This is a genomic window from Nonomuraea longispora, assembly GCF_004348345.1.
GTDB lineage: Bacteria > Actinomycetota > Actinomycetes > Streptosporangiales > Streptosporangiaceae > Nonomuraea > Nonomuraea longispora.
On record NZ_SMJZ01000130.1, the window covers coordinates 1 to 25,652 of the forward strand.

Here is a 25,652-nt window from a genome sequence, read left to right on the forward strand (position 1 = left end):
GGTGAGGCCTCGGAGGTCGAGGCCGGGCGGGCGAGGGCGTGGTGTCAGGGGGTCAGGTGGGCGACGTCGTTGAAGCGTACGAGCTCGAAACGTTCGCCGCCGGTGCGCCAGACCGACACGGAGGCGTTGAGCACCGGCGCGAACTCCAGCACGGCCGCGAGCCGCGCGTCGGGGTCGCCGGCGATGACATGGCGCAGCCCCAGCACCACGGAGTCGTGGGCGACGATCAGCACCCGCCGCCCGGCGGCCCGCCGCCGCAGGTCGGCGAGGAGGTCACGGAGCCGGCCGACGACGTCGGCCAGTGACTCTCCCCCGGGCGGGCGGTAGGCCCAGGCGCCTTCGGCCTCTCGTCGCGCCCGCTCCCCGGGGAAACGTTCCTCGGCCGCGACCGGGTTGTAGCGGGCGAACTCGCCCATCTCCTGGTCCCTGAGCCGTTCGTCCACGGTGACGGGGAGCGGGCGGACGCCCCAGACGTCCTGGGCGATCCGCCACGTGTCGAGGGCGCGCAGGTAGGGCGAGCACCACACCAGTTCGGGCGCCTCGCCGCCGGGCAGGGCGGCGAGCAGGCGCCCGAGCGCCGCGGCCTGCGCCCTGCCCTGCTCGGTCAACGTCACCTCGTCGTCGCCCCGCTCGTAGACCAGCGGCGTGTCGCCGGCCAGCCGGTAGGCGAGGTTGGCCTCGCTCTCCCCGTGCCGGACGGCGATGACCACTGATGGGCTCACGCCGCCATCCTGCCACGGAGCCATGGGCAAATCACGGTCAAGACCGTTAGGCGCGAACGGGGAGGCCGTACGTGCGCCTCGTCACCTTGCCCCGCAGGAAACCCGCGTGGGACGCGAGATCGGTGTCCGGCCGTACCTGGGTGACGGTGTCCCAGGGGTAGGTCCTGGTGCTTGACGGCCCTGGCTGTCCGCCCGGTGGCCGGGTCCACCCAGAGCAGCGTGTACGGGGTCGACCAGGGCAAGGCGTACCGGATTGATCCGGGACGATGGCGTCCACGCTCATCGCCCGCCCGATCTCGAACCTCCTCCTCGGCCCTGACGGGCACCTCCGCCTGTCGCGCTTCGAGACCTTCCCCACCTATCGCATCCGCTGATCCGTGAGCCGGAACAGGCGCGGCCCTTCGGCGAAGTAGACGTCTCCCGACCCGTGCACCGCGAGCTGGTGCACGGGTCCCTCCTTCAGCACGGCGTGCCGGCCGGTGCGCGGGTCGAGGGAGAAGACGTACTGGCCGGCGTGGGCGCCGTACAGTGTGCGGTCACGCCGGTTGAAGGCGAGCTGCCCGCTCGCGCTCTCGCTGTCCGACAGCGTGACCCGTTCGACCACCTTGCGGGCGGCCGGGTTGACGGCGAACACCTCGCCGCCGGCGATCCCCCACAGCCGGCCCCGGTCGTCGAACGTCAGCGCGGGGACCGCCGGCTTGCCCGGCGCGGGGACGATCTCCCACAGCACCCGGTCGTCCTTCACCGACCAGGCGAACAGCTTGGCCTCGGGCTGGGTCGGCGGCGTGGCCGACTGGCCGCTGTAGATGGAGGTGCCGCCGTAGAGCACGCCGTCGCGGTAGGCGAGCGAGACGATGCTCTGATCCTTGATCACGTTGCGCCCGGAGTGCTTGAGCTCGCCGGTCTCCGGGTCCCAGATCGCCAGCACTCCGCCCAGGTGGCCGAGGTCGGGCATGGTGCCCGCGGCGAGGTAGCGGCCCGCCGACGTCAGCGCCCGCGGCCTGATCTGCTTCTCCGCGGCCAGGTCGAACAGGCGGGCCGGGTTGTCGGCCGGGCCGGGCTCGGGGCTCGGGGAGTATTCCGGGCTGTTCCACGGCAGTTCCGGGTCGTAGGCGTAGACCCGGGCCTCGGGGTAGGCGCCGACGTACAGCCTGCCGTCGTGCGTGGTCATGTCCTCGCTCTGCGAGAACGTGTGGAACTCGGCCCGTTTTCCCGTCTTGGGGTCGAGAGCGGCGAAACCGCCGTTGAGGAAGCCGCCGGCGTACATGCGGCCGTCGGGGCCTTCCGAGAGCGCCGTCACGTCGATCGGCTCGCCCTGGACCTCCGTCTGCGCGAACGACGTCGCGCCGGTCTGCGGGTTGTAACGGAACATCAGGCCGCGCCAGAGGAGACCCACGACGCTCTTGCCCGGATAGTCCGGCAGGCCCAGCTCGGCCCAGCCGATGCCGCGGGTGTTGGCGACGCGGCCCGTGATGGGCATGCCCGTGCCCGTCGTCTCCTTCGTCCTGGGGTCGTAGCGGACGAGTTCGCCGTCCTTGACGAGGTAGACCGCGCCGTCGTCGTCGGGCGGCGAGACGTCCAGGCCGTGGGCGGGGTCCAGGGTGTCGCTCCAGCGGCCGGCGGCGATGTCCCACACGTGGAGCGGGCCGGGGCTCGCACCGCCGAAGCGCACGTACAGGTGGCCGGCGGCGACGTTCACGTCGTAGGCCCACTTGCCCGCCGGGTCGAGGCCGTCGGGCAGGGGGAGCTGCCTGGACGTGCCGGAGGCGGCGTCGACCTCGAAGATCGCGGCGGGGTCCTCGGTGCCCGCGTAGATCTTCCCGTCGGCGTAGGAGACGCTGCGGACGTAGGAGTGGGCGGCCGAGAGCCTGCCGTAGTCGCGTACGCCGGTCGCGGGATCGTAGGCGAACAGGCGGCCTCCCGGGGAGGTGCCGCCGTAGACGGTGGCGCCCTCGCCGGCCGCGACGGTCCAGACGAAGTTCTCCGAGGGCAGGGGGCGGCCGAGGTCCTGCACACCACCCTGGTCAGTCCAGCGGTAGAGCCGTCCGTCGCCGTACGTGCCGACGTAGACGCTGCCGTCCTGGGCGGCGTCCACGGCCCAGGAGCCTTCCGCGCCCGGCAGGTCGTACCTGGCCACCTCGGCCCCGGTGGCCGGGTCGACGGCGTTGAGATGGGCGGGGCTGCCGGAGGACGCGCCCCACAGGACGGTCCTGCCGCCGGGGCCGGGCGCCACCACGCCGCCGATCAGCAGCACGTCCTCCAGGGGCACGCCGAGGTCCTCGGTACGGCGCTGCGCCGCGCCGGCGGGGGCGGCGGCCAGCGTCACGAGGACGGCCGCCACCGCGGCGGCCAGCATTCTCCTCATTAAGGTCATGACCGAAACCTAGAGATTGCGCTCGTATAGCGTCAATACCTTGATTACGGTTAAGGTCCTAATTCGCGATTCCGGTGTGCCGCAGCACCTTGGCGAAGGCCTGCGCGATGTCGGCCGCGGCGGCCGGGTCCTCCATGAGCATCGACTGGCGCACCCACACCACGGTGCCGGCCGCCTCGGCCGTGACGGGACACGACTCGACGCGGGCGCCCTCCCCGATGAGCGCGGACATGGTGCCGAGCGGCGGGTAGCCGGCGTCCAGCGGCACACCTTCGGCGGCCATGGCCTCCAGCAGGAACGCGCGGTCCACGCCGGCGTCGAGGCGCAGCATGAGGAGGTGACGCGAGTCGCGGGTGGTGCCCTCCGTCGCGGGCACCACGGCGACCTCGGGGACGGCGGCCAGCTCGTGTCCGAGAGCGGCGCAGAAGGTGTTCCTGCGGTCGATCTCGTCGTCGAGCCGGTCCAGCCAGGGCAGCAGCACTGCCGCCTGGAGCTCGGTGAGGCGCAGGTTCCAGCCGACGGACGGGTGGCCGTACCACTGCCCGCCCAACGCGCGGCCGAGGTTGCAGACCGACCAGACGCGCTCGTACGCGGACTCGTCGCGGCAGACGATCAGGCCGCCCTCCCCCGCGGTCATCGCCTTGCTCGCCTGGAAGCTGTAGACGCCCGCGTCGCCCAGGCCGCCGACCGGGCGGTCCTTGTACGTCGCGCCGTGCGCCTGGGCGGCGTCCTCGACGACCGCGAGGCCGTGGCGGGTGGCCAGGTCGTTCAGCGCGTCCATGGCCGCGGGGCTGCCCGCCAGGTGCACGGGCATGAGCGCGGCCGTCCTGCCGGTCAGCGCGGCCCGCACCGCATCCGGCGACAGGTGCAGGTCCACGGGGTCGACGTCGGCGATCACGGGGGTCGCGCCGGCCAGCAGCACCGCGGTGGCCGAGGCCACGAACGTGTACGCCGGCACGATCACCTCGTCCCCCTTGCCGACGCCCAGGCCGCGCAGCGCCGCGAACAGCCCCAGCGTGGCGTTGGCGACGGCGACGCCGTGCCGGACGCCGGAGCGGCGGGCGAACGCGGCGGTCAGGTCCGCGACCACGGAGCCGCCCTGCGTGGCGCCCCAGAGGCCGCTCTCCAGCACCTCGGTCACCAGTTCGCGCTGGGCGGGGTCGACGGGCGGCGGCCAGGCCGGCCAGGGCGCCGTCCTGACGGGGGCGCCACCGTGAATGGCGAGTGTCACGCTGGGTGTCCCTTCTCCGGAGGGCCGGGCAGATCGGGGAGGCGCAGATCGGGGAGGGGAAGGCCGAGGAGGCGGGCCAGGTTGCCGCCCTGGATGAGAGCGCGGTCGGCGTCGGTGAGCGGGGCCAGCGCGACGCGGCCGTAGCCCGTACGCAGGTCGAGGAAACACGCGTCCGAGCCGAACAGCACCCGCTCCGCCCCCGCGAGCGCGGCCAGCCTGGCGATCCAGCGGCCGGTCATCTTAGAGCCGCACGTCTCCAGGAACACACTGGGATGATCGGCCACGAGCCGGGCCGCGCGGCCGAACCCGTACGGCCAGAGCCCGGTGTGTCCCATGATCAGCGGCACGTGCGGATGCCGCGCGGCGACGGCGGCGAACTGGGCCGGGTCGCTCCACGGCGAGTCCGTCTGGCCGTGCGCCAGGACCGGCAGGCCGCAGCGCCAGACCGGCTCGTACGAGGGGTCGTCGAGGCGGCACTGGTGCACGTCGGGGTGGAGTTTGACGCCCCACACGCCGGGCGTGCCCACGCTGGGCAGCTGCGTGCGGTGGTGCGGGTTGTAGACCTGCCAGACCCCGAACCTGCCGGAGAAACGCGCGGCGATCTCCATGGCCGCCGCGTTGCCGCGCACCGCGTCGGGGCCGACGGCGAGCAGATGGCTGATGCCCATCGCGGCGACGCCGATCCGGTCCATCGCGGCCAGGAGGTGCTCGGCGGCGGGATGCGGGATGAGGAAGTCCGGCCAGGTCCCCACGTGGCCGTGGGCGTCGAGGATCACACCATCGCCTCCAGTGACCCGGCGGCGATCCGTTCGACGTCCTCGGCGGGCAGGTCGAGGTGGTCGAGCAGGAAGCGCGGGCCGCAGTCGTCGGCGACGGGCGCGCCGGTGCCGAACACCAGCCTCCCCGCCCCGTACCGCGCGGACAGCCATTCGACGCCGCCCTGGGTGTTGACGGTGCCGATCTCGGCCCACACGTTCGGCGCCTCGTCCATCAGCTCGGCCAGCGCGCGCAGCCGGCGGTAACCGGGGTTGAGCACGAGGAGGCGCTGAGCGGGCAGGCGCTCGGCGAGGTGGCGGAGCTGGGCGGGCGAGGTCTCCTCCAGGTCGACCGCGGCGGGCAGGCCGAGCGCGGACAGACTGCGCAGCGTGGCCGGGCCCGTGAGGTCGAACCGGTGGCGTTCCGGGCACAACCTGACCATCCGCACACCGGGCAGCTCCTCCCCCGTCTCCCCCGGCACCACGACGGGCACGGGGACGAGCCGGGGGTCGTCGAGCGCGAGCAGGGCCTCGTTGCCCGCGGCGGCGTCGGAGTAGAGGCTGAGCGTGTGGGTGACGAAGGCCCGGTCGATGCCGAGCCGGTCCATCTCGCCTGTGGGGTCCTCGGGGAGGTCGTCGAACGGCACGGGACCGATGAGCCGGTGTGCATCAATCACAAATTTCGGCACAGACCGAAACTAGCCCGGCCGGGAAGTGACGGTCAAGGGCCCACTGTGCGACCCACGCCCGGCCAAGGGGTTTCACCTCTTGCTCATCCCGACCGAACGTACCTTTCTGCCTCGATTCCGGCAATGCCATAATGACCGGCATGCCGATTGAGGACGGGCCCGAAAAGCAAGGGTGCGCCACGCCCTTCGACGCGTGGCGGCTGGTGGGCGAGCTCGAGGTGACGCTCGACGTGGACGCGCTGCTCGGCGCGTACCCGGACCGCGACGGGCCGCCCGGCACGAGCCAGGCCGTGCTGGAGACGCTGGCCGCGCACCGCGTTCGAGCGGCGGCGGTGGCGCACCTGCGGGCGGCGCTGTTCGACACGCGCACGGGCAACGACGAGATGCTGGCCCTGGCCGCGTGCCCCGGGATCGTCCCCGTCGGCGCCGTGGACCTGCGCGACCCGATCGGCGCGGCCCGCGAGCTGGAGCGGCTGGCGTCGGCGGGGGCGCGGGCCGTCCGGCTCTTCCCCGACGAGCAGGGCGTCGACGCGGCCTTCCCGTCCGTCCGGCACGTCGCCCTCCGGGCGGCACGGCTCGGCCTGGTGGTGCTCACCGGCGGTGACGTGCGCAGGTTCTGGCAGCCCTTCACCGGGATCGAGGCCAGGGTGGTTTTCCTCGACACGCACTTCTACCACCTGGGCGACTTCCTGGTCGCCGCCGCGGACGAGCCCGGCTTCCACACCTCCACCCGCCTGCTCAACTCCCCCGACGCGCTGGAGACGGTCGCCGCGGAGCTCGGCGCCGACCGCCTGCTGTACGGCTCACGCGCACCCCACTACGAGCCCCTCGTCCCCCTCCTCCGCCTGGCGACCAGCGGCCTGGGACCCGCGGAGATCGCCGCGGTGGCCGGCGGCAACGCGACGAGGCTGCTCGCCGCAACGCCGAGGAGGTCCGCGCGGTGATCATCGATGTACACGCCCACTGGGGCCCGTGGTTCTTCACCATGGACGTCGCCGGCTCGACCCTGGCCACCATGGACCGCTACGGCATCGACCGGGCGATCGTCTCCGCCACCGAGGCCGTGACCTACGACGCCCCCGCGGGCAACCGCGTCCTGGCCGCCTACCTGGAGACGCAGGACCGCCTGCTCGGCTACGTCACGGTCAACCCGCGGCGGCTGCGCGAGGCGGAGGCGGACCTGCGCGCGTACCTGCCGGGAGGAAGGTTCGTCGGCGTCAAGATCCACACCGACTACACGGGCTCGCCGGCCGGCTCGGCGCGGTTGCGTGAGGCGCTGACGCTGGTCGCCGGGACAGGCCGCCCGGCGCTCGTGCACACGTGGGGCGCCTCGGTGCTCGACCTGGCCGAGGTCTGCCTGGACATCCCCGGCCTGCGGGTGATCGCCGGGCACATGGGGGCCGACGGGTTCCGGCACGCCATCGAGGCCGCGGACGCCTGCGACCGCCTCTACCTGGAGCCCTGCTGGTCGCACGCCCCGGCGGGCCGCATCGCGGAGGTGGTGGCCGGGGTGGACCCGGCCCGGCTCCTGTTCGGCACCGACGCGACCCTGATCGACCCGGCGTCGGCCTTCGGGGCGGTGGCCGCCGCCGGCCTGCCCAGGGAGACGGCCGAGCGGATCGCCTGGCGCAACGCCACCGCCCTCTTCCGGCTCTGACCGTACGAGCCCGGCGGGCTCACCCGGCGACCGCCCCGGCCCGCTCCTCCGCCGGGCCGAAGTCCTGGGCCAGCAGGTCGCGGCGTTCCCCCTCCGGCAGGCCGGGACCGTAGGGGTCGCAGGCATGGAGGGCAGGGATACGGCCCTCGGCGGCGGCCAGCCAGAGCATGCGCTGCACGTACCCCTCCATGGGCTCGGTGAAGGTGGCGGCGGCCAGCCGGTCGAGACGGCCCGAGGCCCGCTCGAACGCGCGCAGGTCCGGCTCGCCGAAGGCGCGCATCACCTCGGCCGTCACCCCGACGGCGGCGGCCGCGACGCCCACCAGCGCGGCCTCGGCCCCCCACAGCAGCGAGGGGCCGAACATGCGGTCCTCCCCCGTGATCGCCAGCCGGCCGGACTCGCGGGCGAGCGCGATCGCCCGCTGGCAGCCCATGGCGTCGGACAGCAGCGCGGTCTTGAGCCCGGCCACGCCGGGGTGCCGCAGGACCTCCCGCATGACGTCCGTCGGGCAGGGCCGCGTGTAGAGGTCGAAGGCGACCATCGGCAGGCGGGCGGCCCGCCACACCTGCTCGTGCAGCACGGCTCTGTCGCCTTCCGACGGGAACACGAGCACGCCGTCCGCCCCGAGGTCCGCGGCCGCCCGCGCCTGCTCGGCCGCGTCGCAGGGCCCGCCGCCCACGCCGACCAGCACGGGGACGTCCAGGGCCGCGGCGCACTCGACGACGGCGGCGCGCTCGGCGGAAGCGAGGAACGGCCCGCGGCCGGTGTGGGCGAGCACGGCCAGGCCGGTGGCGCCGTCGGCCACCAGGCCGGAGAGATACCGCGCCACCACGTCGAGGTCGATCTCGCCCGGCCCGGTCATCGGGGTCGCGGCGGCGGCGATCAGGGTGCCGCGCAGCCGGTCGCGCAACTCGGCCGCGCGGGGGTCGATATCAACCATTCGCACAGCTTAGACCCTCTCTTCCAGGGTGCTAGGCGGTCCAACGCAGCTGTTCGCGGGTGACCTCGTGCTGGAGCGGCTCACCGGCGAGGAACCTCGCGATCTCGCCGACCGTCAGCGTTCCCATCCGGTGCCTGGCCTCCTCGGTGCCCGCCGCCTGGTGCGGGGTCAGCAGCACGTTCGGCAGGCGGCGCAGCGGGCTGTCCTCCGAGAGCGGCTCCTCGTCGAAGACGTCGAGCGCCGCGTCGATCCTGCCGCCGCGCAGCTCGTCGAGGAGCGCGGCCGAGTCGACCAGCCACGACCTGGCGGTGTTCACCAGCGCCGCGCCGTCGGGCATGAGCGCCAGCTCCCTGCGGCCGATCAGGTGCCGGGTCGCCGGGATGGCGGGGGCGTGCAGGGCCACGACGTCGCTGCGCGTCAGCAGGTCGTCCAGCTCCACCAGCGTGGCGCCCAGCCCGGCCGCGTCATCCGCGCAGACGGTCGGGTCGGCGAGCAGCAGCTCGGCGCCGAGCGCCCGGACCAGCCCCGCGTACGCCCGCCCGGTGCGGGAGGCGCCCACGACGCCGACCACGCTGCCGCGCAGCTCGCGCCTCGGCCGGGCCGCCGCCCTGGTCTGCGCCCAGCCCGACCCTGACCGCAGGTCGTGGTCGAAGCGGTGCACCTGGTGCAGCAGGCACAACGTGAACGTCAGCGCCACCTCGCCCACCGCGGGCGCCATCGCGGCTCCGGTCTGGGTCACCCGGATGCCCCGCTCCCAGAGCGCGTCGGAGACCAGGAACCCGACCGCGGCGCCGGTGTGCGCCACGAGCCGCAACTCCGGCGCGCGGGCCAGCGTCTCCGCGTCCACGCGCGGCGTGTCCCATCCGGTGACCAGCACCCGCGCCCGCTCCAGCGGGCCGATCGGGGCCAGCCGTTCGAGCCGCGCGAACAGGGGCGGTGGGAGGAACATCTCGCGCAGCCCGGGAGCCAGGGAGAGCGCGATCACTTCAGGCCCGTCATCGCGATGCTGTTGACCAGGTAGCGCTGCAGCAGGAAGAACACCAGCAGGCACGGCACCACGGACACGGCCGCCGACGCCATGAGCAGCGACAGCTGCATCTCCTCGGTCCGCAGCGTGGTCAGGCCGACCGTGAGCGTACGGGTGGCGTCGCTCTGCCCGACGACCAGCGGCCACAGGAAGTCGTTCCAGTGCCACAGGAACACGAACACGCCCAGCGTGGCCAGGATCGGCTTGGTCAGCGGGAGCACGATCGTCCAGTAAACCCGCCACTCGGAGGCGCCGTCCACCTTCGCGGCGTCGAACAGCTCGTCGGGCAGGCCCAGGATGAACTGCCGCATCAGGAAGACGGCCTGCGAGTTGGCCAGCGTCGGGACGATCAGCCCCCAGAACGTGTCCACTCCGTCCAGGCTGTTGACGAGCACGAACGTCGGGATGAGGGTGGCCTGGAACGGGACCATCATGGTCGCGAGGAACGTCCAGAACATCGCCTCGCGGCCGGGGAAGCGTTTCTTGGCGAAGGCGTAGCCCGCCATCGACGAGGTGAGCAGGATGATCACCACGGAGACGAAGGCGTAGATCAGCGAGTTGAACGTCCAGGTGACGAATCCCGACGACGACAACACCATCGTGATGTTGTCCAGCGTGAGCGACTCCGGCCACCGCGCGGGCACGGTCGGGCGGCCCGCCGGCGACAGGGCCACGATGAACATCGCCACGAAGGGGCTGACGGTCAGCACAGACAGCAGCGCGAGCAGGGCGGCCAGCGGCCACCTGCCCCGCCACCACGGCCTGCGCGCCGCGCGGGAGGGCTCGGCCCGGACGGAGGGCGGACGGGACGCCGTGGTGATCGTCATGTGTTCCCCCGGTCCAGGAAACGGCGCTGGATCAGCGACACGACCAGCACGACCGCGAACAGCACCATGCCCCAGGTGGCGGCGTAGCCGAAGTCGAACGACCGGAAGCCGTGGTCGTAGATGCCGTAGATGAGGGTGTACGTCGCCCTGGCCGGGCCGCCGCCGGTCATCACGTACACCGTGTCGAAGGTCTGGAAGGCGCTGATCGTCTCGATCACGAGGACGAAGAAGATCGTGGGCTTGAGCAGCGGCAGCGTGATCCTGCGGAAACGTTGCCAGGCGTTGGCCCCGTCGACCGTGGCCGCCTCCAGGTAGGAGGACGGGATCGCCTTCAGCCCCGCCAGCAGGATCAGCATCGAGTAGCCGAACCCCTTCCACACCGACACGACGGCCAGCGCGGGCAGGACCACCCCCGACTCCTCCAGGAACGCGACCGGGCCGAGGTCGACCTTGGCAAGCAGGCCGTTGATCAGGCCGTTGTACTCGTAGATCCAGCGCCAGACGATGCCCGCGAGCACGAAGCTGGTCACGTACGGGAGGAAGAGCATGCCGCGGAACAGGCCGCGCATGAACACCACCTGGTTGAGCAGCAACGCCGTGCCGAGCGCCACGAGCATGGTGAGCGGCACGTAGACGACGGAGTACACGAGGGTGACCCGCAGGCTCAGCCAGAAGTTCACGTCGTCGAGCAGCCGGGCGTAGTTGTCCACGCCGATGATGTCCCACTCGCCGCCGATGTTCCAGTTCGTCAGGCTCATGCCCGCCGCGCCCAGCGACGGGAAGATCCGGAAGATCAGGAAGAGCACGAGTACGGGCAGCACGAACAGCAGGCCGGTGACCGGGTCGCGCAGGCGATGACGCACCAGGTGGTCCCTTCCCTCTCAGCCGCCGCTGCCGAGCAGTTGGTTCGCCTCTTGCGCCGCCGCGTCGAGCGCGGTCTTCGCGTCCTCCTTGCCGAGCAGCGCCGCCTGGATGTGCGGGGCGAGCACGCCCATCACCTGCCGGGCCTTCGGGTGGGTGTCGCCGGGGAAGGCGTACTGCAGGGACTTGGCGAACTCCTCGGACGCCTCCGACTGGTCGGGCACGGTCACGTCGGTGCGCGCGGGGAAGAAGCCCGACTCCTTGGCCAGCGCGGCGGAGACCTCGGGGGAGGCCAGGTAGGTGACGAACTTCTTTGCCGCGTCCTTGTTCTCGGAGTGCTTGGCCAGCATGAGACCTCCGGGGATGCCGAACGCGACGCGCTTCGTACCTTCGAGTGGCGGGCCGATGCCGACGTTCCCGGCGCCGATGGCGGTGGCGAGCTGGTCGACCTGGCCCGCGGTGGCCGCGTGGTACATGGCGGTCTTGCCGGCGGCCAGCGTGCCGCCCTCGATGTCGTTGCCCTTGCTCGCGGCGTTCGGCGGCAGGCCGCCCGCGGCCTTCAGGTCGAGCAGCAACTGCAGGCTCGCCACGCCCTCGGGGCCGTTGAACACGACGCTCTTGCCGTCGGCGGCGAAGACGGTGCCGCCGTTGGCCCACAGGATCGGATAGAAGCTCTGGTTGAGGGTCACCTCGGGCTTGCCCGGGTAGTCGAGGATGGCGACCTTCTTGGCGGCCAGCTTGGGCGCGGCCTCCTTCAGCTCGTCGAGCGTCTCCGGCACCTTGTCCACGCCGGCCTCGGAGAACAACTTCTTGTTGTAGATCGGCACGGTGATGGTCTGGTAGATGGGGACGCCGTAGAGCTTGCCGTCGACGGTGAGGGCGCTGAGCGAGTTCGGGAGGTAGGAGGCCTTGTCCGGCGCGACGATGTCGTCGACCGGCTCGATCGTGCCCTGCTGGGCGTACTGCGGGATCTGGTCGGGGCCGAGCACGACCAGGTCGAAGCCCTTCTTCGAGACCAGCGCCGTGGTGACCTTCTCCTGACGGCCCTCCCAGGGCTGCAGGTCGATCGTGATGTCGGTCGTGGGGTTGGCCGCTTCGAAGTCCTTCTCGACCTTGCCCCAGAACGCCTGGCTCTTGGCCTGGTCCCCGATGACGGGATACATCCACAGGGTCACGGCGCTCTTGTCCGAGCCGCCGCTGGATCCGCACCCGGCGACCGCCAGGCTCAGGACGGCCGCGAGGCCGACTGCCGCTGCCTTTTTCATCGGCGGCTTCCTTTCGCTTAATACCGGTCCTGACCGAAACCTAGTGAGCGTGACTTGGCCCGGTCAATGCCTGAGATGTGAACGTGACTACGCCCGGCCCCGGTACCGCGCCATCTCCTGGGCGATCGCCTCGACGTGCCCCGACGTGTAGTTCTCGTTCCAGTCGATGACGAGCAGCGTACGGTCCACCATGCGCTCGGCCCGCGGGCAGGGGTTGGGGGTGTAACCGTCGAGCGGGTAACGAGCGGTCCCGTAGATGCGCGCCTCCCACACCGGCGCCCTGTTCAGTGGCTGGGCGAGATATCCGGCGCGGGCGGGGACGCCGGCCGTCGCCAGGTGCGCCGCCAGTTCGGGCGCGTCGCCGCCCGGGCACACGATCGGGAAGAGCCACCAGGCGTGGCCCTGCGGGCGCGGCAGGCGTATCCCCGGCTGGTCCTTGAGCGCGTCCATGAGCTGCAGGGCCGTGCGGCGGCGCGCGGCGAGCACGCCGGGCAGCTTGGCGAGCTGGGCGCGGGCCACGGCGGCCTGGAGCTCGCTCATGCGGTAGTTGAGCCCGAAGGCGGCGTGCGAGCGCCCGGCCGCGCGGTCCCAGCCCTTGTCGGAGAAGAGCCGCATCCGCCTGGCCAGCTCCTCGTCGCGGGTGATCGCCACGCCGCCGTCGCCGCAGGTGATGTGCTTCCACTGCTGCAGGCTGAGGCAGGCCACGTGACCCGTCGTCCCCGCGAGCCCGCCGCCGGGCAGCTCGGCCAGCCAGGCCTGCGCGCAGTCCTCGATCAGCGTCAGACCGTTCTCGTCGGCCAGCGCGCGCAGCTCGTGGATCCTGGCCGGCGCCCCGAACAGGTGCACCGCCATGATCGCTCTGGTCCGCGGGCCGATGAGCGCTGCCACGGCGCCGGGATCGAGATTCCCGTCGGACGGATCCACGTCGGCGAAGACAGGAACGGCGTTCTGCGCCAGGATGGGGGCCACGGTCCCGAAGTCCGTGATCGGTGTCGTGATGATCTCGTCCCCTGGATCCGGAGCGGCCGCCACGACCGACAGATGGAGGGCCGCGGTGCCGGAGCTGCACGCGATCGCGTGGCGGGAGCCGTACATACGCGCGACCTCGCGTTCCAGCTCGCGCGCCTCGGTCCCCCAGACGGAGTTGAGCATGCCCGAGCGGATCACCCGCTCGACGGCGGCCACCTCCTCGTCTCCGAGGGTACGGCCGTCGGCCTCTGCCATGGACGGGAACTTCACCGGGCACCTCACCAGTTATGATTGCGGTCCTGACCGAAATAAGCGAGAGGGAGGCGTGCGTGGGAATCGTCATCGGAGTCGTCGGCCCGCACGATCTGGTCGACGACGTCGCGGCCGTCTGCGAGGAGCAGCCGGGCGTGAGCACCCTGCGCCTCGACTACGACCACGAGTCGCAGGCGCCCGCGATCGTCGAGGCCCACGCCGCCTCCGTCGAGGGCTGGCTGTTCACCGGCATCGTGCCCTACATGCTCTGCCGCGACGCCGAGGCCCTCATCCGTCCCGCCGCGTTCGTCGACTACTCGGGCGCGACGCTGCTCAACGCCCTCGTACGCCTCCAGCACCGGGGCGAGGACGTCACCAGGCTGTCGATCGACACGTTGCCCGCCGCCGACGTCGACGCCACGTTCGGCGAGGCCGGCCTGCCGACCGGAGAGCTGCGCACGCACCCGTACCGGCCGGGCATGACCTCCCAGAAGGCGATCGCCTTCCACCGCAGGAGCCCCGCGCACACCGTGATCACCTGCCTGAGCTCCGTGTACGAGGCGCTGCGCGACGAGCGGCACGTGCTGCGCCTGGTGCCCTCCGTGCACTCGGTACGGGTGGCGCTGCGCCAGCTCGTGCTCACCGCCGAAGGGCAGGTGCAGGAGGACGCCCAGATCGCGCTCGGGCTCGTCGAGGTGGCCGACGAGGAGGGGCTGCTGCGCGAGGCCACGGCGCTGGGCGGCACGCTGGCGGCCTTCCGCGGCGGCACCCACCTGCTGGTCACGACCCGCGGCCCGCTGCACGACGCCACGGGCGGCTTCACCGGGCTTCCCATGCTGGCCCGGCTGGCCGAGCAGAACGACGCCGTCCGCGTCGGGTTCGGGCTGGGACGCAGCGCCGCGGAGGCGGAGAGCCTGGCGCGGCGGGCGCTGGCCAAGGCACGCAGGCTCGGCCCGGTGGCCGCGGTGCTGTCGCTGCGGGCGGACGCCGACATCGTGCTGGAGTCGGTGACCGCCGAGCCCGCCGGCGGGCAGAGCCTGTCGGTCATCGCCCGCCGGGTCGGGCTGTCGGTGCCGACGCTGGAGAAGCTCCTCCAGGCGCGGGCCGCCACGGGCGGCGAGCCCCTGACGACGCGCGAGATCGCCGACCGGCTGGCCGTCCAGCAGCGCACGGCCCGGCGCATGCTGCACCGCCTGGAGCTGGCCGGGCTCGCCGAACGCACCGGCAACCTCACCAGCGGATCCAGCGGCCGCCCGCTGACCCTCTATCGCCTGACTCTCCAGCACCCCGGCCCCGGACATCGGTCAGGCGAGCCAGCGTGAGAGGTTCTCGGCGACGAAGTCGTCGTCGCGCAGCGCCGGGTAGGCGGCCAGCACCCGGTCGATCTCTGCCAGCTGGCCGGTCGACAGTTCCTCGGCCGGGTCCAGGCACCAGCGGCCCTCCAGCAGGCCCTGCCGGCGCAGCACCTCGTGGATGCCGGGGATGCAGCCGCGGAAGGCGTTGGCCGAGTCGAAGATGGCGGCGTTGGCGTCGGTCAGGTGACCGTCGAGGGTGAGCAGCCGGCGTACGGCCGCGTCGTCGCCCGAACGCGCCGCCCTGGCCTGCTCCAGCAGTTCCACGGCCCGGCGCACCCACACCGCCCACTGGCCGAGCAGCCCGCCGACGAACTCGATGTCCACCTCGCGCCCGTCCACGACCACCCGGTGCGGGGTGATCAGGTCGGTCAGGATGTGGTCGTCGTTGCCGGTGTAGAGGGCCACCTCGGCCTGCCGGCCCGCGCGCACCACGCCGTGCAGCACGTCGAGGGTCCGGTAGCGGTCGAAAGGCGCCGCCTTGATGCCGACCACGGCCTCGATCGCCGCGAGCCGCGTCCAGAACTCCCTGGACAGGTGCCGGCCGCCGACCGCGGGCTGCAGGTAGAAGCCGATCACCGGCAGCACCTCGCTCACCGCCCGAGCCCGCTCGATCAGGCCGTCCTCGTCCAGCTCGCGGTACGGGCTGAGCAGCACCATGTGGTAGCCGAGCGACCTGGCCAGCTCGGCCTCCGCCACCGCCCGCGCGGTCGGCCCGGTGGCGCCGGCCACGAGCACCACGTCGTGCTCGTACTCGCCCGCCACCGTGGCCGCCAGTTCGAGCACCGGGGCCAGCAGGCCGGTGCCGTGGATGGCGAACTGCGTGGTGTGCACGCCCACCGCCAGCCCGCCCGCGCCCGCCTCGACGTAGTAGCGAGTGAGCGCCCGCTGGCGGCGCTCGTCCAGCTTCCTGTCGGAGGTCAGCGCCAGCGGGTGCGCCGGGATCACCAGGCCGCGCCTGAACAGGTCGCGCACGGACGCGTGCGCCTCCGGAGCCGTGCCGAGCACGTGAGGACCCCCAAGTGAGTAGGTGCGGTGATGTGGCACGGATCAGAAACGCCCGTCGCGGCGCTCGAACTTGGTGGGCTTGCCGAGCAGCGGCCCGCCGTCCGCGACCCAGCGCGCCGTGTGCTCGATGAGCTCGGCGGGGGTCAGCTCCGGGTAGCCGAACAGCCGGTGGCAGCGGCCCGCGTTCGACAGCAGCGCGGTGGGGGCCTCCTCGCCGGTGAAGACCGGCTCCTTGCCGAGCGCCTGGCCGAGCGCCAGCGCGGCCTGCCGCACCGAGATCAGCTCGGGTCCGGTCACGTTCAGCACGTACGGCGGCGTGCCGGCCAGCAGCAGCGACCGCAGCGTCACCTCGTTGGCGTAGCCCTGCCAGACCACGTTCACCTGACCGGTCGTGAGGTCGACGGGCTCGCCCGCCAGGACCTTCTGCGCCAGGTCGACCAGCACGCCGTAGCGCAGCTCGACGGCGTAGTTGAGCCGCAGCAGCGCCACGCGTGTGCCGTACGTCTCGGAGAAGTGCGTCAGGACCCGTTCCCTGCCCAGGCAGCTCATCGCGTAGTCGCCGACGGGCCCGGTCGGGGAGTCCTCGGTGCTGCCGCCGCCCACCGGGACGAGCGGGTAGACGTTGCCGGTGGACAGGGCGGCGATCCTGCTGTCCCTGAACCGGTCGGCCACCCGGCCGGGCAGGTAGGTGTTGGTGAACCAGGCGGCGTGGGCGCGCCCCTGCGTGCCGAACTTGGCGCCGACCAGAAACACCACGTTGGGCGCGTCGGGCAGGTCGCGCAGCGCCCGTTCGTCGGACACGTCGGCGGGCACCACCGTCGCGCCGTCCTCCCGGAGTGCGTCCGCCAGACCCGGCTCGCCGAAGCGGGACACCGCGATGATCCGCCGGTCCCCACGGGTGGCGTTGAGCGCCAGCCGCACCAGGCTCGGGCCCAGCTTGCCGCCCGCGCCCAGGATCATGATGTCGCCGGGCAGCCTGCCCAGGTCGTCGACGAGCCCGTCGCCGGGCCGCGCCAGCCGCTCATCGAGTTCCGCCGTCGTCCGCACGCACGTCCTCCCGTTCGCTATTTACGGTCCAGACCGTAACTGTGGGAGACTCGTGCTGTCAACGCGGGGCCCGTCTCCCTAAGCGCGCTCCCTCGCGGAGACGAGCACGTCGAGCACGGCTCTCGTCTGCTCCCACGGCACCGGGCTGGGGGCGCCGCCCACCATCGCCAGGAACGCGTCGATGGTGCCCTCGTAGCCGAGGCCCCTGATCGGATCGTCGCCGCCCTCGATGGAGAAGGTCTCGGTGGACTCGCGCCGGTGCAGCGTGACCGTGTAGGACTCCCTCTCGGAGACGCCCAGCACCTCGACCGTGCCGAGCACGCCGCCGCCCCACCGCAGGGCCATGACACCGGTGTCTTCGGAACGGAGCGGACCGTAATGCCGCGTGGACCGCGCGGCCCCGGCCAGGCGCACGTCGGGGCCCAGCAGGGCGACCAGCAGCTCCACCCCGTGCACCCCCATGGTCACCAATGTGCCGCCGCCCTCGGCGGGCGCGTCCTGCCACGGGTTGTAGCCGGTCGCCCAGAGGCCCACGTCGTGGCGTACGGTGGCGCGCACCGCGAGCAGGTCGTCCGGGGCGGCCCGCACCCCGGCGAACGCGGGCGCGAACCGCAACACCGACGTCGACATCACCCGGTCGTGGACCGGCAGCCGGTCGAGCGCGTCGAGCTGGGCCCGGGTCGCGGCGCCCGGCTTGTTCACGAAGCACGCCGCCCCTGTCTCCAGCACCCGGGCCAGCGCCGCGGGCACCTCGGGGTTGGGCACGGTAAGCACCACGCCGTCCGGGTCGTGCCCCAGCGCACCCGCCAGGCTCTGCGCGACCTTCGCGGACGGATGCTCATCGGTGAAACGCCGCAACCTCTCGGCGTCGGGCTCCCACACCACCAGCTCGGCATGCCTGGCCAGGGTGCGGGCATCGGTGTACGGGTGACTCGTGGCGAGCCCGGCAAGCACGATCCGCACGCGCGTACCTTCCTTTCTCTCAATGGTCACACCAGTCTCCCCCGCGCTGGAGACGCCACACCCCTGTGATGTCATGGTCACAGCCGAAACATATGATGATCCCATGGTCAAGGTTGCAGTTCTGGGAACCGGGCTGATGGGCGCCCCCATGGCGCGCAACATCGCCACGTCCGGCATGCAGGTGCACGTGTGGAACCGTACGGCGGGCAAGGCCCAGCCCCTGGCGGCCCATGGAGCGGTCGTGGCCGGCTCGCCCGCCGAGGCCGTCGACGGGGCCGACGTGATCGTCACGATGCTGAGCGACGGCGACGCCGCGCACGCCGCGATGACGGCCGCCGCCCCCGGGCTCCGCCCCGGGCAGGTGTGGGCGCAGATGAGCACGGTCGGCGTGGCGGCCACCGAGCGGCTGGCCGCGCTGGCGGCCGAGCACGGGCTGACGTTCGCCGACGCGCCCGTGCAGGGCACCCGCCAGCCCGCCGAGCAGGGAAAGCTCATCGTGCTGGCGGCCGGGCCGCCGTCCGCCAGGCAGGCGCTCACCCCCGTCTTCGACGCTGTCGGGCAGCGTACGCTCTGGGTGGGCGACGACGGGGCCGGCGGCGCGGGCACCCGGCTCAAGATGGCCACGGTGAGCTACGGCATCTCGCTCACCGCCGTCGTGGCCGAGGCTCTCGCGCTGGCCCAGGGGCTCGGCGTCGACCCCGTCCTGGTCCGTGAAGTGATCACCGGCGGCCCGATGGACAGCCCCTACTTCCAGGCCAAGTCGGTGTCCATTCTGGAGGGCGACTTCACGCCCAGCTTCGCCGTCACCAACGCCGTCAAGGACACCCGGCTGATCACTCAGGCGGGAGAGGCCGCCGGGGTGCGGCTCGACGTGGTGGCGGCCGCGGGCGAACGACTGCGCCGCGCCGAGGCCCAGGGCCACGGCGACCAGGACATGTCGGCCACCTATTTCGCCAGCTTCGACACCCCCTGATCGCAGCCCTCCCCTCGGGCCCCGCAGCTTCGCCGCGTGGACGTCGAGGGGTCGCCGCGCACGTGCCGGTGCTTGCGGCGCGGGTCCCGGCTCGCCGTACGCGTGTGTCCGGCCCGGCCACCCGGGTCAAGGCTCTTCGATCGGGCCCTCGCCGGGCGGGCCACCGTCGGCCGGATGGTCGACCGGGGCGGGACCACCGGAGGGAGCGCCACGGGACGGCCCGGACGGGCCGCCCTGAGGCAGGCCCTCCCCAGGCGGGACGTGAGGAGCCGGGTCGTTCTCCGGCGGACCGCCAGGAGACGGGCCGTTGTCCGAAGGGCGAGGGCGGGGTGAGCCTTCCAACTCGTCGACGTCGGCGAAGGGCCGGCCGGCGAGTTTCGCGTACCCGGGCCCCCGGTCGAAGAACCGCCCTGCCGGCGGCCGTAGCCGGGCCCGCAGTTCGGCGGTGCCCTGCTCGTCGATGCGATCGCCGTCGAGCACCACCCCGTAGTCGCCCAGCGCGCCCGCGATCGACACCTTCCCGTCGCGCACGTCGGCGGCCACCGCCCGGGGGTCGCGGTCATAGGGCGAGCCCCAGCCACCGCCGCCGGTGGTGCGGATCCTGACCAGCTCCCCCGCCTGCACCGGATGGTCGTCGACCAGTCCCTCCATCTCCTTGCCCGCGATCTCGACGCGGAACGGCCGCCCGGCGAGGCCGCCGTTGACACCCCAGCAGGACAGGATGGAGCGGTCGGCGATCGACATGTACGAGGCGTCCCTGAGCATCCGGATGTGCTTGTCGTAGCCGAGCCCGCCCCTGAACATGCCCGGCCCGCCCGAGTCGCAGGCCAGCGCCAGGCGTTCCACCCGGAACGGCCAGCGGGCCTCGGCGAACTCCACGGGGATGTTGCGCGAGTCGGGCACGACGTGGATGGTGTCCTCGCCGTCGGCGTACCAGCGGCCGCCTGAGCCGCCGCCCAGCACCTCCCGCATCAGGTACGGCTCGCCGTCGGCGCCGATGCCGTGGACGCCGGTGTAGCGGATGGTCTCCTGGTCGGCCGGCATGCGCCCGCCCGTCGCCTTGGCCAGCACGCCGGCCAGCACGCCGAGCAGGCGCAGGATGACGAACGTGCGGGCGTTGGTGGGCGCGGGGAAGATCGGGGTGAGCAGGCTGCCCTTCTCCGGGAAGATCATCTTGATGAGGGGGACGACGCCTTCGTTGACGTCGAGCTCGGCCATGCGCTCCGGCGTGTCGGCCAGGTTGCGCAGCACCGGAGCCAGCCACTTCTTCAGGAACACACCGTCGGCGTAGTCGCCCGCGTGGTTGATCGGCCCCTTGGCCTGCGGTGACGTGCCGGTGAAGTCGATGGTCAGCGGCGCCCGGTCGCCGTCGTCCCCTCCCTGTTCGAGGGCGGAATGGTCGACGGTGAGGGTGATGCGCTGGGCGTGCAGGCGCGGCTCGTCCACGCCGTCGTGCTCGGCGTAGTCCTCCCACACGTACGTGCCCTCGGGGATCCTGGCCAGCAGTTCCCTGCGGAAGGTCTCGGTGGTCTTGTCGATGATCGCGTCGAAGCTCGCCTCGACGGCCCGCCTGCCGTACCGGTCGAACAGCTCCGCCAGCCGCCGCGCCCCCATCAGGCAGGCCAAGCACTCGGCGTCGAGGTCGCCGGCGAGCGAGTCGGGCATGCGGGAGTTGCGGGTCATGATGCGCAGCGCGGCCTCATTGGGCACTCCCTCGTCCCACAACTTGATCGGCGGCACCATCAGGCCCTCTTCGTACACGGACCGCGCGTGCGAGGGCATGGACCCGGGGACCGACCCGCCGATGTCGTCGTGGTGGCCGAACGCCTGCACGAACGCCACCACCTCCCCTTCGTGGAACACCGGGACGGTGACGCAGAGGTCGGGCAGGTGGCCGATGCCGCCTTCGGACAGGTAGACGTCGTTGTGGAAGTAGACGTCGCCGGGTCTCATCGCTTCTACGGGGAAGTCGCGCACGACCGGCTGGACCAGCGCGCTGTAGGAGCGGCCGGTCAGCTTGCGCATGCGCACGTCGTGGATGCCGGCGCGGAAGTCGTGCGCGTCGCGGATCATCGGCGAGCGGGCCGTACGCGCGATGGCCGTCTCGACCTCCTTCTCGACCGACGCGAGTGTCCCCTCGACGATCTCCACCAGGACGGGGTCGGTCGTGCTCATCGCTCGCCCACCGTTCCTCGGTCGGCGGCGGCTATCTCCACGTTGCCGAAGTCGTCCACCGCCGCCGCGAAGCCCGGGTGGATGGGTATCGTCGAGCCGTACTCCTCGATCACCGCCGGGCCCGTGACCGTGGCGCCGGGGCCGAGCGCCGAGCGCTGGTGGACGGGAGTGTCGCGGGTCTCGTCGAAGTGCACGAGACGTACGGAGGTGGCGCCCTCGCCCGGCCTGTCCAGGCGGGGGATGACCGGACGGCTGATGGGGCCGATGCCGGACACGCGCAGGTTGACCCATTCGACGCCGTGGCGGGGATCGTCGCGATAGGCGTAGCCGTACAACTTCTCGTGAGCCGTGTGGAAACGGTCGACGACCTCGGCCTGCCAGGCTTCGTCGATCTCGCCGGCGGGGGCGGCCACCCGCACTTCGTACGCCTGCCCGTAATAGCGCAGGTCGGCGCTGCGCACGTAGACGGGGTCGTCGAAGCCCTCGCGGTCCAGCTCCTCTCCCGCCTGATGCTCCAGGTCGTGGAAGATCTCGACCGCCTTGCCCAGTTCGAGGTCGCGGGTGACGTACGTACGGACGTAGTCGTTCTTGACGTCCACCGTGAGCAGCCCGAACGCCGACACGTTGCCCGGGTCGCGCGGGACGACGACGGACGGCAGGCCGAGGATGTCGATCAGCCGGCAGGCCAGCAGCGGCCCCGACCCGCCGAACGTCACCAGCGGGAAGTCCCGCACGTCCAGCCCTCGCTTGACGGTGAGCTGCCGGATCGCGTTGCTCTGGTTGAACGCGCTGATCTCCAGGATCCCCGTCGCCGTACGCTCGGGGGTCAGGCCCAGCTTGCCGGCCAGCGCCTGGATGCCCGCGCGGGCCGCGTCGGCGTCCAGCGGGATCTCCCCGCCCAGCAGGTGCGGCGGGATGCGCCCGAGGAACACGTGCGCGTCGGTGACCGTCACTTCGGTGCCGCCCCTGCCGTAGCAGAGCGGGCCCGGGTCGGCGCCGGCGGACTTCGGCCCGACCTTGAGCGTGCCCTCGGGCGAGATCCACGCGATCGAGCCGCCGCCCGCCCCGACCGTCACGATGTCGATCATCGGGATCTTGCACGGGTAGCTGCCGACGGTCCCCTCCGTGGTGATGGACGGCTCGCCGTCGATCACCACGGCCACGTCGGTGGAGGTGCCGCCGCCGTCCAGGGTGATCACCGACCGGTGACCCGCCGTGGACGCGACGAGCGCCGCGCCGAGCGCGCCCGCCGCCGGCCCCGACAACACGGTGGTGATCGGCTGGTTGACGACCTCGCGCGCCGACAGGATGCCGCCGTTCGACTTCATCACGGAGAACGACTTGCCGAGCCGGTTGGACAGGCCGGCGATGTAGCCGCGCATCGCCGGTTTGACGGCGGCGTCCACGAGCGTGGTCACCGAGCGTTCGTACTCGCGGTATTCGCGCAGCACGTCACTCGACACGGAGATCACCGCCTCCGGGTGCTCGCGCCGCAACACCTCGCGCATGCGCCGCTCGTGCTCGGGGTTGGCGTACGAGTGCAGGAAGCAGACCCCGATCGCGGTGATGCCTCTGGCCTTGAACCAGCGGGCCGCCTCGACGGCCTGCTCCTCGGAGAACGGCCACACCTCCTCGCCCCGGTGGTCGAGCCGCCCGCCGACGGTCTTGACCAGGTGCACGGGGACGATCCTCGGCGGTTTGACCCAGAAGTAGGAGTTGCCGTAGCCGTCCGGGACGCTCTGCCTGGCGATCTCCAGGATGAACTCGAACCCCTCGGTCGTGATGAACCCGAGGTCGGCGATGCGGTCTTCGAGCAGCTGGTTCGTCGCCACCGTGGTGCCGTGGACGATCGCGCCGACGTACTCCATGGCCGTTTCCCCGTCGCGAGCTCCTGAGCCGCGGATGAACTCACCCAGCTTCTCGATACCCGTGACGAACCCGTCCGCCGGGTTCGCCGGGGTCGAGGGGGTCTTGGTGGTGAGGATCTCACCGGTCTGCTCGTCCACCGCTACGACGTCGGTGAACGTGCCTCCGGTGTCCACTCCGATACGGACGCTACGCATGGCTCCTCTAGCTTCGGCGACGGCCGAGAACTTCGTCGATGACCCGGGGCGCGTTGTCGGTGCCGACGTACGCGGCCAGCCTCACCACCATCTCCTGGGAGCGGGAGAGCTCCGCCTCCACCCTGGCCTTGCCGGACTGACCGGCCTGCACCCCAAAATACGCTCCGATGATGGTGCCGATCACCCCGGCCACGCCCGCGAACAGCACGGCGAACTCCTGGGTGGCGAACACGGCGGCGCCGAAGGCGACCAGGATCGCGATGATCCCGGTGACCACGACCAGGAAGCCGTAGCGCCATCGGGTGGCCTCTGCCTGGGCGGCCGTGATGTCGTCCTGCGACATCATCGCGTCGAGCGCCGGAGGGCCGGCCGGCGCATTGGACGGCCCGCTGGACGGCCCGCTGGACGGCCCGCTGGACGGCTCACTGGACGGCTCACTGGACGGCCCGCCGGGCGGCGGGGTAGAGGTCGGCTTGGACGGCGGATTGTCGGTGACCACACTTCCTCCTGTAACTCCAGGGGAGAAATGTCCCACGAGGTCATGGAACAAGCCAAGCCACTAAGCTGGCGGCCTGTGACTGAAGTGTCTGCCTTGTCTGCCGTGCCGTCTGGTGCCAGGGACGCTGTGCTGAAGTTCTACTTCGGCCCCATGGACTGCGGGAAGTCCACGCTCGCCCTCCAGATGAACTACAACCACGGCCGGCAGGGCCGGCGCGGCCTCGTGCTGACCAAGCACGACCGCTCCGGCGGCGCCAAGGTCACCAGCCGGATCGGGCTCGGTCTCGAGGCGATCGAGGTGGATGACGATCTCGACCTCGTACGGCTGGTCGCCGCGCACGACGGGATCGACTACCTGATCTGCGACGAGGCCTGCTTCTACACGGTCGGACAGATCGAGCAGCTCGCCGACCTGGTGGACGAGCACGGCGTCGACGTCTACGCGTTCGGGCTGGCCTCCGACTTCCGTTCGGTGATGTTCCCGGCCGCCCAGCGGCTGTTCGAGCTGGCGGACGAGGTGTGCCGGCTGCAGGTCGAGGTGTTGTGCTGGTGCGGGCGGCCGGGCCGGCTGAACGCCAGGATCGTGGGCGGGACGATGGCGCGTACGGGCGAGCAGGTCGTGATCGGCGACACCGACGCCGCACACGTGCGCTACCAGGTGCTCTGCCGCAGGCACCACCGCTCGGGCCGGCTCGGCGAGGGCACGATGGAGCCGCGGACCCAGGCGATCTGACGGCGGCCGGCCGCCCCGCTCCTGAGACCCGAGGTTTTCGCCACGTCATGCGGCGACGCCGAGCGGGTGCCCGCCGTATGCCGGCGGCGTGAGCTTCAAGTACGTGCTGAACAGCCGCTCGGCCATCTCCGTGCCGAGCCCCTGCCGGGTGGCGACCTCGATCAGCCGGTGCGCCTCGAACGTGTTGGCGGAGACGGCCAGCCCGGCGCGGGGTTGTGTCAGCCGGCGGCGAGTTCCTCCAGCCGGTACGGCAGGTAGGCCGAGTCGTCCACCAGCGCCGACGCGCCACGCCACCACCCGAACCACTCGCCGCTGCGCCACATCCAGTCGACCCGCTCGATGGCGGCCACGACGTCGCCCACGGTGTTCCACCGCTCGCCCAACTGCTCGCGGGTGGCGCCGTGGCGCACGGCCCAGGCGCGCAGGATTTCCGAGGCTTCCGCAGGCACCCCGCGCGCGTACGGGTCGGGGGTTTCCCCGGGCAGCCGGTGCGGCCCGAGCCCGGCGGCCACCCCCCAGCTCCACTGCGCCTCGGCGGGCCGGGAGTAACGCAGCGAGTGGAAGTCCAGGTTGGAGCCGAGGTCGTCGTCGGCCCGGCGGGTGACGACCGCGTCGAGCCGGCCGCCGGCGTCGAAGTGGACCACGAGCCGCTGCCCCGGTCTGACCCCCGGCGGCAGGTGGAAACGGTCCTCCGCCTGCCACGAGTTGAGATCCACCTGGGCGACCGGCCGGCCCCACAACTGGTCGGCGGCGTCGTCGGAGATCCAGGCGGCCAGCATCTCCAGCGCGGTCAGGTCGGTCCACGGCTCGATCGCGACGGCCGTGCGCACCACCTCGTCGGGAGGGGGCAGCTTGCCGCCCCTGGGCCGCGTCCACCACTCCACGCCCAGCTCACGGGTGCCGACCAGCAGCGCGGCGATGGCGGCCAGTTCGGCCGAGCGTCGCGTCAGCGAGGCCCCGAGCGCCAGCTCCAGCGTGCGGTCCGTCCGTTCGTCCCCGAACACGGGGCGTACGCCGTCGATGAGGGTCGGGGCCGTCGGGTGGTCCTCGCCGAGCAGGTTGCGTACGACTCGTCTGGCCTCGGTCCTTGCGTCTTCAGCGTGTGCCTGCCGCATAAAGCCACGCTACGCCGGGAGATCCTTTTCCGCGAGAGCTCCGGCCATGCCGTCACCCCCTCCGACCACCCGTTTCCGACCGGCGAGCCACGCCCCGGGCGCGACCGCCGCCCCGGGAGCGCCACCGGCACGAGCGTGCCCACCACGCCCCAGAGC

General features: G+C 72.2%; 24 protein-coding genes. 5 read left to right on the top strand and 19 right to left on the bottom strand.

The window, feature by feature from the left end; translation table 11 throughout:
* Positions 1-44 precede the first annotated feature (44 nt).
* The 5 genes from E1267_RS28675 to E1267_RS28695 form a co-directional block, all read right to left on the bottom strand.
* On the bottom strand, positions 45-722 hold the full coding sequence (locus E1267_RS28675) for a histidine phosphatase family protein (RefSeq protein ID WP_246064323.1): 678 nt from the start codon (positions 720-722) through the stop codon (positions 45-47).
* Positions 723-1,080: 358 nt separating this feature from the next.
* The gene (locus E1267_RS28680; protein WP_165959853.1) at positions 1,081-3,087 is read right to left on the bottom strand and encodes a PQQ-binding-like beta-propeller repeat protein; all 2,007 of its coding nucleotides are present in this window, start codon (positions 3,085-3,087) and stop codon (positions 1,081-1,083) included.
* 67 nt (positions 3,088-3,154) lie between these two features.
* Positions 3,155-4,327 (bottom strand): DegT/DnrJ/EryC1/StrS family aminotransferase, encoded by a 1,173-nt coding sequence (locus E1267_RS28685; RefSeq protein ID WP_132336877.1) that lies wholly within the window; start codon positions 4,325-4,327, stop codon positions 3,155-3,157.
* Complete coding sequence (locus E1267_RS28690) at positions 4,324-5,103, bottom strand: amidohydrolase family protein (RefSeq protein ID WP_132336879.1); 780 nt, start codon at positions 5,101-5,103, stop codon at positions 4,324-4,326. The genes E1267_RS28685 and E1267_RS28690 overlap by 4 nt, the downstream gene beginning before the upstream one ends.
* Positions 5,100-5,759 (bottom strand): amidohydrolase family protein, encoded by a 660-nt coding sequence (locus E1267_RS28695; RefSeq protein WP_132336881.1) that lies wholly within the window; start codon positions 5,757-5,759, stop codon positions 5,100-5,102. Before E1267_RS28695 ends, E1267_RS28690 begins: the two co-directional genes overlap by 4 nt.
* Positions 5,760-5,911: 152 nt before the next feature.
* On the opposite strand from E1267_RS28695, the gene E1267_RS28700 reads away from it, so the two are divergent.
* Positions 5,912-6,715, top strand: coding sequence for an amidohydrolase family protein (locus E1267_RS28700; protein ID WP_132336883.1), 804 nt, complete (start codon positions 5,912-5,914; stop codon positions 6,713-6,715).
* Positions 6,712-7,428, top strand: a complete 717-nt coding sequence (locus E1267_RS28705; RefSeq protein ID WP_132336885.1) for an amidohydrolase family protein — start codon at positions 6,712-6,714, stop codon at positions 7,426-7,428. Before E1267_RS28700 ends, E1267_RS28705 begins: the two co-directional genes overlap by 4 nt.
* Before the next feature lie 19 nt (positions 7,429-7,447).
* Here E1267_RS28705 and E1267_RS28710 read toward each other — a convergent pair whose 3' ends face one another.
* From E1267_RS28710 to E1267_RS28735, 6 genes are all read right to left on the bottom strand, one after another.
* A complete protein-coding gene (locus E1267_RS28710; protein ID WP_132336887.1) occupies positions 7,448-8,368 on the bottom strand; it encodes a dihydrodipicolinate synthase family protein in 921 nt (306 codons plus the stop codon).
* Between the two features lie 31 nt (positions 8,369-8,399).
* Positions 8,400-9,353 (bottom strand): hydroxyacid dehydrogenase, encoded by a 954-nt coding sequence (locus E1267_RS28715; protein ID WP_220449724.1) that lies wholly within the window; start codon positions 9,351-9,353, stop codon positions 8,400-8,402.
* Positions 9,350-10,222, bottom strand: coding sequence for a carbohydrate ABC transporter permease (locus E1267_RS28720; RefSeq protein WP_132336889.1), 873 nt, complete (start codon positions 10,220-10,222; stop codon positions 9,350-9,352). Before E1267_RS28720 ends, E1267_RS28715 begins: the two co-directional genes overlap by 4 nt.
* A complete protein-coding gene (locus tag E1267_RS28725; protein WP_132336891.1) occupies positions 10,219-11,085 on the bottom strand; it encodes a carbohydrate ABC transporter permease in 867 nt (288 codons plus the stop codon). The genes E1267_RS28720 and E1267_RS28725 overlap by 4 nt, the downstream gene beginning before the upstream one ends.
* A gap of 18 nt (positions 11,086-11,103) precedes the next feature.
* Complete coding sequence (locus E1267_RS28730) at positions 11,104-12,348, bottom strand: ABC transporter substrate-binding protein (RefSeq protein WP_132336893.1); 1,245 nt, start codon at positions 12,346-12,348, stop codon at positions 11,104-11,106.
* An 87-nt stretch (positions 12,349-12,435) separates the two neighbouring features.
* Positions 12,436-13,587, bottom strand: coding sequence for a DegT/DnrJ/EryC1/StrS family aminotransferase (locus tag E1267_RS28735; RefSeq protein WP_132336895.1), 1,152 nt, complete (start codon positions 13,585-13,587; stop codon positions 12,436-12,438).
* Positions 13,588-13,646: 59 nt separating this feature from the next.
* Between E1267_RS28735 and E1267_RS28740 the strand changes: the two genes are divergently transcribed.
* A complete protein-coding gene (locus E1267_RS28740) occupies positions 13,647-14,891 on the top strand; it encodes a response regulator (RefSeq protein WP_132336897.1) in 1,245 nt (414 codons plus the stop codon).
* Here E1267_RS28740 and E1267_RS28745 read toward each other — a convergent pair.
* The 3 genes from E1267_RS28745 to E1267_RS28755 all read right to left on the bottom strand — a co-directional run bounded on the left by E1267_RS28745 (position 14,874) and on the right by E1267_RS28755 (position 17,939).
* Complete coding sequence (locus tag E1267_RS28745) at positions 14,874-15,929, bottom strand: dihydrodipicolinate synthase family protein (RefSeq protein WP_132336899.1); 1,056 nt, start codon at positions 15,927-15,929, stop codon at positions 14,874-14,876. The two genes, E1267_RS28740 and E1267_RS28745, sit on opposite strands and share 18 nt — an antisense overlap.
* A 42-nt stretch (positions 15,930-15,971) precedes the next feature.
* A complete protein-coding gene (locus tag E1267_RS28750; protein ID WP_132336901.1) occupies positions 15,972-16,976 on the bottom strand; it encodes an NAD-dependent epimerase/dehydratase family protein in 1,005 nt (334 codons plus the stop codon).
* A 78-nt stretch (positions 16,977-17,054) separates the two neighbouring features.
* Positions 17,055-17,939 (bottom strand): Gfo/Idh/MocA family protein, encoded by an 885-nt coding sequence (locus tag E1267_RS28755; protein ID WP_132336903.1) that lies wholly within the window; start codon positions 17,937-17,939, stop codon positions 17,055-17,057.
* A 103-nt stretch (positions 17,940-18,042) separates the two neighbouring features.
* Between E1267_RS28755 and E1267_RS28760 the strand changes: the two genes are divergently transcribed.
* Positions 18,043-18,912, top strand: a complete 870-nt coding sequence (locus E1267_RS28760; RefSeq protein ID WP_132336905.1) for an NAD(P)-dependent oxidoreductase — start codon at positions 18,043-18,045, stop codon at positions 18,910-18,912.
* Between the two features lie 126 nt (positions 18,913-19,038).
* Here E1267_RS28760 and E1267_RS28765 read toward each other — a convergent pair whose 3' ends face one another.
* The 3 genes from E1267_RS28765 to E1267_RS28775 are packed head-to-tail and all read right to left on the bottom strand — an operon-like array spanning position 19,039 to position 23,649.
* Positions 19,039-21,087: a hydantoinase B/oxoprolinase family protein gene (locus E1267_RS28765; RefSeq protein ID WP_246064324.1), complete on the bottom strand. Its 2,049-nt coding sequence runs from the start codon at positions 21,085-21,087 to the stop codon at positions 19,039-19,041.
* A complete protein-coding gene (locus E1267_RS28770) occupies positions 21,084-23,150 on the bottom strand; it encodes a hydantoinase/oxoprolinase family protein (RefSeq protein WP_132336907.1) in 2,067 nt (688 codons plus the stop codon). The genes E1267_RS28765 and E1267_RS28770 overlap by 4 nt, the downstream gene beginning before the upstream one ends.
* Positions 23,151-23,157: 7 nt before the next feature.
* The gene (locus E1267_RS28775) at positions 23,158-23,649 is read right to left on the bottom strand and encodes a hypothetical protein (RefSeq protein ID WP_246064325.1); all 492 of its coding nucleotides are present in this window, start codon (positions 23,647-23,649) and stop codon (positions 23,158-23,160) included.
* Between the two features lie 126 nt (positions 23,650-23,775).
* Here E1267_RS28775 and E1267_RS28780 point away from each other — a divergent pair, with 126 nt between their 5' ends.
* The gene (locus E1267_RS28780) at positions 23,776-24,381 is read left to right on the top strand and encodes a thymidine kinase (protein ID WP_220449725.1); all 606 of its coding nucleotides are present in this window, start codon (positions 23,776-23,778) and stop codon (positions 24,379-24,381) included.
* A gap of 45 nt (positions 24,382-24,426) precedes the next feature.
* On the opposite strand, the gene E1267_RS45380 is transcribed toward E1267_RS28780, so the two are convergent.
* Together E1267_RS45380 and E1267_RS28790 are read right to left on the bottom strand one after the other, a co-directional pair.
* Positions 24,427-24,675 carry a hypothetical protein gene (locus tag E1267_RS45380; RefSeq protein WP_181957855.1) on the bottom strand — a complete coding sequence of 83 codons (249 nt, stop codon included), beginning with the start codon at positions 24,673-24,675 and terminating at the stop codon, positions 24,427-24,429.
* The gene (locus tag E1267_RS28790; protein WP_132336909.1) at positions 24,600-25,496 is read right to left on the bottom strand and encodes a hypothetical protein; all 897 of its coding nucleotides are present in this window, start codon (positions 25,494-25,496) and stop codon (positions 24,600-24,602) included. The genes E1267_RS45380 and E1267_RS28790 overlap by 76 nt, the downstream gene beginning before the upstream one ends.
* Between the last annotated feature and the right edge of the window lie 156 nt (positions 25,497-25,652).

Bases quoted from the DNA above. Each gene is read 5' to 3' on its own strand.
- E1267_RS28765 (WP_246064324.1), bottom strand. From the start codon at position 21,087: ATGAGCACGACCGACCCCGTCCTGGTGGAGATCGTCGAGGGGACACTC.
- E1267_RS28700 (WP_132336883.1), top strand. From the start codon at position 5,912: ATGCCGATTGAGGACGGGCCCGAAAAGCAAGGGTGCGCCACGCCCTTC.
- E1267_RS28790 (WP_132336909.1), bottom strand. From the start codon at position 25,496: ATGCGGCAGGCACACGCTGAAGACGCAAGGACCGAGGCCAGACGAGTC.
- E1267_RS28760 (WP_132336905.1), top strand. From the start codon at position 18,043: ATGGTCAAGGTTGCAGTTCTGGGAACCGGGCTGATGGGCGCCCCCATG.
- E1267_RS28720 (WP_132336889.1), bottom strand. From the start codon at position 10,222: ATGACGATCACCACGGCGTCCCGTCCGCCCTCCGTCCGGGCCGAGCCC.
- E1267_RS28730 (WP_132336893.1), bottom strand. From the start codon at position 12,348: ATGAAAAAGGCAGCGGCAGTCGGCCTCGCGGCCGTCCTGAGCCTGGCG.
- E1267_RS28680 (WP_165959853.1), bottom strand. From the start codon at position 3,087: ATGAGGAGAATGCTGGCCGCCGCGGTGGCGGCCGTCCTCGTGACGCTG.
- E1267_RS28770 (WP_132336907.1), bottom strand. From the start codon at position 23,150: ATGCGTAGCGTCCGTATCGGAGTGGACACCGGAGGCACGTTCACCGAC.
- E1267_RS28710 (WP_132336887.1), bottom strand. From the start codon at position 8,368: ATGGTTGATATCGACCCCCGCGCGGCCGAGTTGCGCGACCGGCTGCGC.